General features: G+C 67.5%; 1 protein-coding gene. It reads left to right on the top strand.

The window, feature by feature from the left end:
• On the top strand, positions 1-443 hold a 443-nt coding region (locus tag J5M56_RS25525), incomplete at both ends, for a tetratricopeptide repeat protein (protein ID WP_207938127.1).

A 443-nucleotide genomic window follows, 5' to 3' on the forward strand; every position in this document is an offset into this window, starting at 1 on the left:
AATCGATTGAAAGCCTGAAGGCGTGGTGGGCCCGGTGGGGCAATCTGACGAACTGGGTCGCGATCGCCGTTCTCGCCGCCGCGGCCGCGTGGAACGGCTGGAACTACTGGCAGCGCCGCCAGGCGACGCAGGCGGCCGTGCTCTACGAGAAGGCGCAGCAGGCCGTCCGGTCGAACGACAAGGCGAAGATCTCGCGCGTCGCATCCGACATGGAAGACAAATTCGGCGGCACCGCATATGCGCAGATGACGGCGCTCGAGGCGGCGAAGGCGCTGTACGGCGCGGGCGATGCGGCGGGCGCGAAGGCGCAACTGCAGTGGGCCGCGGATCATGCGAAGGATGACGAGTACAAGCAGATCGCGAAGCTTCGCCTCGCCTCGCTGCTGCTCGACGAGAAAGCGTACGACGCGGGCCTCGCGCTGCTGTCGGGCACGCCGTCCGAT

Source organism: Pseudomonas sp. 51_B (genome assembly GCF_017491595.1).
Taxonomy (GTDB): domain Bacteria; phylum Pseudomonadota; class Gammaproteobacteria; order Pseudomonadales; family Pseudomonadaceae; genus Aquipseudomonas; species Aquipseudomonas promysalinigenes.